This window comes from Mycoplasma sp. 5370 (genome assembly GCF_054343435.1).
This window is the reverse complement of sequence record NZ_JBTGVF010000032.1, coordinates 1-8,057: the sequence shown is the minus strand read 5'-3', so window position 1 is coordinate 8,057 and position 8,057 is coordinate 1. Positions and strand designations below refer to the sequence as shown.

The window sequence follows — 8,057 nt, the reverse complement described above, 5'->3', positions numbered from 1 at the left end:
TAAAATACAAATAGGTTATAAAAACACTGGTGCACTTTATATTTCATTTAAGGAATAGACAATATTAATTGTCTATTTTGTTTTGAAAATATTGTAAATAATTTTTATTAAAAATATAATTTTCCTTGTAATAAAGATTTATTAAAAATCTTAATTCTTCAAAAATAACATTAATTGTTTTTTGAGAATATTTCATTTTTTTAGCATTAACTAAAAATTCAGATTTATCTATTATATTTAAATCTTTGTTTGGATAAACTTTAATATCTAAATCAAAATCAATGAATTTTACCGTATTTTCTTCAATAAAAAAAGGAGATGCTAAATTAATATAAATATAAAATTTTTTTTTAACAATAGTAACTAAAGCATTAAAAAAATGTTTTTTGTGAAAAAATCAAAGAGTATCCGCACGAACTTTTCATTTTTGATAATTTTTTTCCATTACTTTTGTTTTAGTATTTAAATATAAAACAACATGATTATCTGTTTCTTGTATGATTTGCCCGCCGCTTCATTGTCTATATAGTTTTCCATTATATTTATAAGCTTGTATGTTTACAAAATTTTTATATTGCATCTTATTCCTCTATTATTTGGTTATTTCTTATAGTTAAAGAAGTGTTATTAGGTAAAAAACTTCTTTTAGAACTTGGTCCATAATTAGAATTACTTGAAAAATTATTTAAAAGATGTAACTCTGTTTCTTCTATTTTACCATTATTATTTGAGTCTTTTCACAACATTGGTTTAAATTTCAAATTTGCTTTTTCTATATTTAAATAATTTGTGGTGTAATAACTTAAATATTTTTCTTCTGGAAAAACATTATATTCTCTATCATTTTTATTTAACTTAGCTTTTAAATTATTGCTTTCATTATAATTTAAATTTAATTTTATAAAAAAATTGTCTTTATTTTTGAAAACTAAAGCATTATATTTTTCTTTTGTATAACCACTAAAAAACACTTTTTTAGTATCAATAATTCCTTCTAATTTATCATTTATATATGTTCTATTATTTAAATTATAAATTCCACTAATATTCATTTTATAATTTATTGCCTGTAAATAGTTAAAAAAGAAATCTTTAATTTTGTTTTCTAATTTAATAACACCTTCTTTTGTTGTGATATTTCCTTCAAAAGCAGAATTATTAATAATTAAATCATCTTGTAGTTTTGTTAAACCAGCAATTCTCTCTAATTCTGATGTTCATAAATAATCTTGCAAATAAAAATTTTGCTCATTTTTTAAATTATTTCTTTTTTCAATATAAAAATGTTTATAAGATTCATTTGCAAAAAATTCTTCAAATAAAAAATAGTAATTTAAAGGTATTTTATTATTAATGTTTTTAAAATTTTCAATATTAAGTGCTAAATTTTTATTTGTTAAATTTATTTTATTTAACTCATTTGTTAAAGATTTTTCTAAAATTTCTTTTATTGTTAAATTATTAAAAACATTATTTGTATCTAATAAATTTTTATTTGGTAAATAATATTTAAATCTTTCATCTGTTATTCTTAAATCTTTTAAGAAATTATCAACAAATTCTTTATTATAAATTTTTGTTGATTTATTATTTTCAATTTTATATCCTGTTTTATAATTTGAAAGATATATAGAATCGATATAATGAAAATATTCATGATATAAAATTTGAAACAAAACTTCTATTCTATCATCTTCATTTTGTATATGATTTAAAGAATCAGAATTTAAATATATTTCTCTAGTATTTGAAATAAAAAAACCCTGTCTTTCCTTTGTATTCGAAAATTCTTTTAAATTTTTATCAATTATAATTTTATTTAAAAAATTTATTTCAGATCCATAAAATAAATCTTTTTTAATTCTTTCATAAAATTTTTTAAGTCCATTTTTAGATAAAAAATAATTTTCTTTTTTATATTCAATTAAATCAAAATTAAAATATTTTTGCTCTATTTTTATAAATTCTTGTTCTTTATTTTTTAAATAATCACAAGAAGTAAAAACCATAGCAGGCAAAGTAAAAGAAAAAAAATACAAAAATGATTTTATTTTTTTATTAAACATATTAAAATTAATCTTTCTACTATTTTTATTAAATTATAAAACTTTCTATGTTTTTGTATTAAAAATATTTATATTTCTTTTTATTAAATAAAAATACCAGTGTAAAATCACTGGTAAATTCATACTTATTTGATATTTTTATTACTTGTAAATTGATAAGAATTTTTATATAAGAAAACTTTTTACATTTTATTTTTCTTTATTTAGTTCATGAAATTCAAAAGCTAATGGAAGATTATTTTTTGAAATATATTCTCCATTACTTTTACTCTTTAAATTTAATTGAATTAAATCTTTTAAATTATTTGTTTTAGGAAATTTTATACTTACTTGTTTAACATATTCCTTCACTCCATCTCTACTATCTATAAATAAAGAAAAGATAAGCATTTTAGTTTCAAAATATTTTTTTAATTTATTTTTTATATTTTCTTCTGATTCTCCTTTATTTACCTTAATTATTTTATTTAGTAATCTATCTTTCATCAAATAAAAAGGATTGTTAGCTTTTATGTTTTTATCAAAATTCTCATCGGAAAAAATAAGAGCTATATTAGTTGGTGTTGTTGTGGTTTTAAGAATAAAAGAAGTTCTTAAATCCTTCATAAAGAAGTTGAATTGATCTATATTACTAATAGCAATAAATTGTCCTAGATGATTTAAATCAAAGTTGAAAATTTCTTTTTTATCTTCTTGGCTAAAAGGAGATAAATTAAAATTTTGCTTTTCATTTTGTTTTGCATAAGGATTTGCAAAATAAAAAGTATCAATATGATTTTTATCTACTTCTCAAATATCATCTTTTTCTAAAAAATCTTTTTTGTATTTTATTTCATTTCATTCTTTAAATAATTCATCAGAATTATGATATTTAGTGTGAATGGGTTTTTCAAAAATAAATTTTGATTCATTATCTTTTTTCTGTATATTTTCTTTATTTTCGTCACAAGAAACGAGAAAATCTGATACTGAAATTGTTGTAAGTACTGGTAATATTAATTTAATTTTTTTCATTTTTATTCAACTTAACTATTGTCTTTTTCTAATTCATGAAATTCAAAAGCAAGTGGATAATCTCAATCTCGATCATATTTATATTGATCTTTCTCATTAGTTAAATTTTCTTCAATTAAATCTTTAAGATTATTTGTTTTAGGAAATTTTATGTGAACAGTTTTTACTTCTTCAGTAATCCTACTTCTTGTTTCTACAAGTAAAGAAAATAATACTATTTTTTTAGAGAAATAATTTTTTAATTTTTCTTCTATTACTTCATCATTATCTAAATCAGTTGTTTTAATCATTGATTGAATTAATGATTTTTTTATTACATAAAATGGATTATTAGTTTCGAACTTATTTAAAAAATCATAATTGAAAAATAAAAGAGAAGGAAAGTCTTTATTTACATTTTTAAAATTAAAAGAAACACGCAAGTCATTCATAAAAAATTTAAATTGATTATAGTTACTTATTGCTATAAATTGACCCAAATGGTTTAAATCAAAATTAAAAATGTGTTTTTTATCTTCTTGAATAAAAGGAGATAAGCTAAAATTATATTTTGAATTTTCTTTTTTAAAAGGATTTTCAAAGAAAAAACTAGTCAAATGATTTTTATAAACTTCTCACTCTCCATGTTTTCATAAAAAATCTTTTTTGTATTTGACTTGATTTCATTCTTTGAATAATTCATCAGGATTATGATATCTATTGTAAGCAGGTTTTTCAAAAATAAATTTTGATTCATTATCTTTTTTCTGTATATTTTCTTTATTTTCGTGACAAGAAATAAAAGAAAATAAAGATAAGCTAGCAGTTGCAACAGGAATTAATAATTTAATTTTTTTCATTTTATTCTACTAAATGACTTATAGCAACTTCATCATCTAATTGCGAAATTGATGAATTTTGTTTATAAAGATAATATCTATATTTTCCTGCTTTACTTATTTTAATATTTAAAATTTCTTTATTAGATTTAACTGATGTGGTTTCTTTAACTTTTTCTCATTCTTTTGTTTGAATATTTCAATATTCTAAAACAATATTGAAATCTGTTACAACATTATTGTTTTTAAACTCTTGTTCAAAGTAATTTTTATCTTTTTTACCAAGATATATATTTTCTGGAATTTCTTTATCAAAACCATTAAATAATCATGCTGAACTAATTTTTAGTATTGAATTATCTTTTAATTCTAATTCTTTTACAGTTTCATCCAATTTTCCTTTTTCTCTATCTCCTTTTATTGTAAATTCTCTTAAACTATTTACTGCTTCTTTTGCTTTTTTGTAGTTTAAAATTCCTGCCCCAAAATCTTGATTATAACCTGTTCCTTTAATTAAATTTTTGCTAAATTCATTAAATAAATCAGATGAAACACCTATTAAAGAAAATATTGATACAGGTTTATTTCTAACTTTTGGAAAATTTCTATATAACTTAGAAATTACTCCTGTTACTAGTGGAGCAGCAAAACTTGTACCTTTGGTATGTGCAGAATTTTCAATAAATTTAAAATCATAATTTGTTCCAGGAGCAGCTACTGTGATATTTGGATAATCTTGTGAAAAATAGTAAGAGTTGCTAGAATTAACTGAAAAAAAAGTAGATTTTTTTGTTTCTGTGTCAATTGCTCCAACTTTTATTGTATTTAAACCTAATTTCATTCCATGAAAATTATTGTTTATATAATCTTCCTTATGATTTCCTGCAGAAAATACAAGAATTATTTTATATTTTTTGGTAAATAAATCTAAAAAATATGCAATGTTATCATAAGAAGTCCTTAAGGTAATTGGGGAATCCGGATCAGGAGAACCATAACCAAAACTTCCATTTATTACTTGAATTCCTTTTGAAACAGAAGTTTTTAAAAGTTTTTCTAAATTATACATATCATTAAAAGCAAAAGTATATTCTGAAGCTTTATAATTTGTAATATAAAGTTTCAAATCATAAATTTTTGCAAAAGGATCAACTCCTTCTTTAGAAGAAATTAAACTAGCTACCTCTTCCTTGTGATCGATGTTTTGGTCCAGTAGACTTTTTGATTCAGAAACTAGATTATTAAACTTAAATAAATTATTATCTTTTCTTAAATAAACACCTTCAAGAACTCCTACTTTTGTTCTATAAACCCCTTCAGGTTCATTAGTTTTTTTATCAATTTTTACTTTTGTTTCATCATAATCATCATTAATTAAATCTAATTGTTTTCTAAAATGTGTTTTGTAATCAGAAGTGGATAAATAATATCAACTTTCTTCTTTCTTTTTAGGTTCTTCTTTTTTAGTTACAGTAGAACTTGATGATGAACTTGATGAATAAGAATTTTTATGCTGTTTATAAGTTCAATCATTACTACTATAAGGATTATAATTGCTTGAACTTATACTTGCTTTTCCTGTATCTTGATCATATAATAGACATTTTCCCAAATCATCTGGTTTATCGATACAATACTTAGTAATTAATCTTTCAGCTACATCTTTAAAAGATAAAGTTCCTACTATTTGTTCTTTAGAATAGTTAGCAAATTCTTTTTTATTATCTAAAAATTCTGCAAATTTATTTGCATCTTCTAAGTCTACTTCTACACTTATCATAGGAAGAATTTCAGAATAATAAGAATATTTAACAATGTTTTTATCTTTAAGTTCACCTAAAAGTAAATCTAAAACTTTTTTATTTTCTTTTGAATATTTTTCAATTTTAAGATTGTTATCTAAATTATCATCTACAAAGACGTTTGTATATAATCTAAATACTTCTCTTTTTGGTAAAGACTCAACAAAATCAGTTACCATTTTATCTTCTTTTGTTGAATGTTCTGAAAAACTTTCAGTTGTATAATTCTTTAATTTACTTAAAAATTCATAAATATTTAATGTCTTATTTTCTTTATTATTTTTTTGCTCTGAATCATTAAGATTCATACTTACACCTAAAACAAATGGACTTAATAAACCAGTTATCGGCATAAGAGTAAATAAGAATTTATTTTTCTTTTTCATACTTTTCTCCTTTATTTTATTTAAAAAGGTTGCAAAAAATCCTAAACTTAATTAGGATTTTCTTTTTAGTTTATTATTTAATTAATTAGCTAAATTTATTTAAAGTCCTAAAAAAGTAAAAATGAAAATATTGGTTAATTTTAATAATTAACTTGTTTATATTACGAATGATAATATTTTTAGTTATTTTCATTTTTCCTCCTGCAACCATAATTTTATTATAATACTTTTTTATAAAATTTTCAAAATAAAATAAATTTTTTCATATTATATTAATAATAATATAAATACTTATTGTTTTAAATTTTATTTATTTCTTGTTTAAAAAATAAATTTTAGTATTATTTTGATATGAGATTAAGAAATATACCAAATGCAACAGAATTACTTTTAGAAAGTGAATATTTAATAACTGAATTCCCTTTTAAAGTAAATTCTAACACTGTGCTTGAAATGGGTATGGGAAAAGGAGAAATGTTAGTTCAACTTGCTCAAAATAATCCTGATATTATGTATATAGGAATTGAAAAATATCCTACAGTTGCTTTAAAATCTATGAAAAAAGCAAAGAAATTAAATTTAAAAAATTTTAAAATAATTAATAAAGATATTGCAGAATTACCTAATTTATTAGAAGGAAAAGTAGATTTAATTTGACTTACTTTTTCAGATCCTTGACCTAAAAAAAGACACTATAAAAGAAGACTTACTTATAAAAACTTTTTAACTATTTATCAAAATTTATTAACTACCAATGGTTTATTAAAGTTTAAAACTGATAATGATGGTTTATTTGAATACAGTATTGAATCTATACAGGAGTTTGGAGCAAATATTATAAATCTAACAAGGGATTTTCATAATAGTGAGCTTTCTAAAAATAATATTATGACAGGTTATGAAAAAAAATGATCAGATAAAGGCAAAAATATAAATTATTTAGAAGTTAAATTTAATAAATAATTATGTATCTCAATAATAAGAATTACCTTTTTTGAAATTATTTTACTAACTCAAAACTTTCGAAAGAAATATATTTATTTCCTTTGTTTGGTTCTTATGTTTTTATGTGATTATTTAAAAATATAGTATTTTTGAATCTAAATGATAGTGATTTAGAAATTGATATAAAAAGAAAAATTTATTTTATTTTGTTTTTTCCTTTGTTTATAAGTTGCGTGTTTTTATTTGTATTTTTAATGTGTTCTGTGTTTTTACTTCAAGAGTGAAATAGTAATCCAGAAAAAAGTTTCTATTTAAAATTTTTAGTTGCTACTAGCGGAATTATTATTTATATTTTACTTCATCCTTTATGAGTATTTCTTGCTTTTAGAGAATGCAAAAAATATTCTCATAAAGAGTACAACACAAAGGGAAAAATAGATTATAACTTGTTTCAAATAAAGAATCAAAAAGAGTGAATTTCCTTTGTTTTAAGCAAAAATCACATAGATGATTTTTCTTATTTAAAGTATTTTCAATTTATAATTAAAAATGAAACAAATAATAAAATAAAATTAACTGAAAAACAAAATATAAATATATCTAATAATTTAGTTGAAAATATAATTTTTAACTGATATAAAAAGCATTTTTACAAATTTAAATTAATGTTTTTACTAGTTTATATAAAAAATATAATTAAAAATCAAAAGCAAATAGATCAAAATAATAATGCTTTATATAAAAACATAAATAAAGAGATTTTCTTTTTAATTGCTTTAAAATTACTGTTTTTTGCAGCTTGAATTAGTTCTCTAATTTTAATTATATTGCTATCAAATATTTTTGTATTTTTCATTTTCTTGTTCTGTTCAATACTTTCTTATTTAATAATTTTAAAACCATTTTTTGGTTTTATATTTAGAGTAAAATTGTTGAAAAAACTCCAAGCATAAACATTTAATAATTTGTTTATCCTTAAATGAAATATAAAGTGCACCAGTGTTTTTATAACCTATTTGTATTTTA

General features: G+C 20.3%; 7 protein-coding genes. 2 read left to right on the top strand and 5 right to left on the bottom strand.

The window, feature by feature from the left end:
• Positions 1 to 64 precede the first annotated feature (64 nt).
• The 5 genes from ACXX88_RS03720 to ACXX88_RS03700 form a co-directional block, all read right to left on the bottom strand.
• Positions 65 to 580, bottom strand: coding sequence for a DUF402 domain-containing protein (locus ACXX88_RS03720; protein WP_458559630.1), 516 nt, complete (start codon positions 578 to 580; stop codon positions 65 to 67).
• A gap of 1 nt (position 581) precedes the next feature.
• The gene (locus ACXX88_RS03715; RefSeq protein ID WP_458559629.1) at positions 582 to 2,066 is read right to left on the bottom strand and encodes an MYPU_1760 family metalloprotease; all 1,485 of its coding nucleotides are present in this window, start codon (positions 2,064 to 2,066) and stop codon (positions 582 to 584) included.
• A 189-nt stretch (positions 2,067 to 2,255) separates the two neighbouring features.
• Complete coding sequence (locus ACXX88_RS03710) at positions 2,256 to 3,080, bottom strand: hypothetical protein (protein ID WP_458559628.1); 825 nt, start codon at positions 3,078 to 3,080, stop codon at positions 2,256 to 2,258.
• A gap of 11 nt (positions 3,081 to 3,091) precedes the next feature.
• A complete protein-coding gene (locus ACXX88_RS03705; RefSeq protein ID WP_458559627.1) occupies positions 3,092 to 3,919 on the bottom strand; it encodes a hypothetical protein in 828 nt (275 codons plus the stop codon).
• Between the two features lies 1 nt (position 3,920).
• Positions 3,921 to 6,086 carry a S8 family serine peptidase gene (locus ACXX88_RS03700; RefSeq protein ID WP_458559626.1) on the bottom strand — a complete coding sequence of 722 codons (2,166 nt, stop codon included), beginning with the start codon at positions 6,084 to 6,086 and terminating at the stop codon, positions 3,921 to 3,923.
• Positions 6,087 to 6,437: 351 nt separating this feature from the next.
• Here ACXX88_RS03700 and trmB point away from each other — a divergent pair, with 351 nt between their 5' ends.
• Together trmB and ACXX88_RS03690 are read left to right on the top strand one after the other, a co-directional pair.
• Complete coding sequence (gene trmB / locus ACXX88_RS03695) at positions 6,438 to 7,049, top strand: tRNA (guanosine(46)-N7)-methyltransferase TrmB (RefSeq protein ID WP_458559625.1); 612 nt, start codon at positions 6,438 to 6,440, stop codon at positions 7,047 to 7,049.
• A 245-nt stretch (positions 7,050 to 7,294) separates the two neighbouring features.
• Entirely contained in the window at positions 7,295 to 7,984 is a 690-nt protein-coding gene (locus tag ACXX88_RS03690) for a hypothetical protein (protein ID WP_458559624.1), read from the top strand.
• The last annotated feature ends 73 nt before the right edge of the window (positions 7,985 to 8,057 follow it).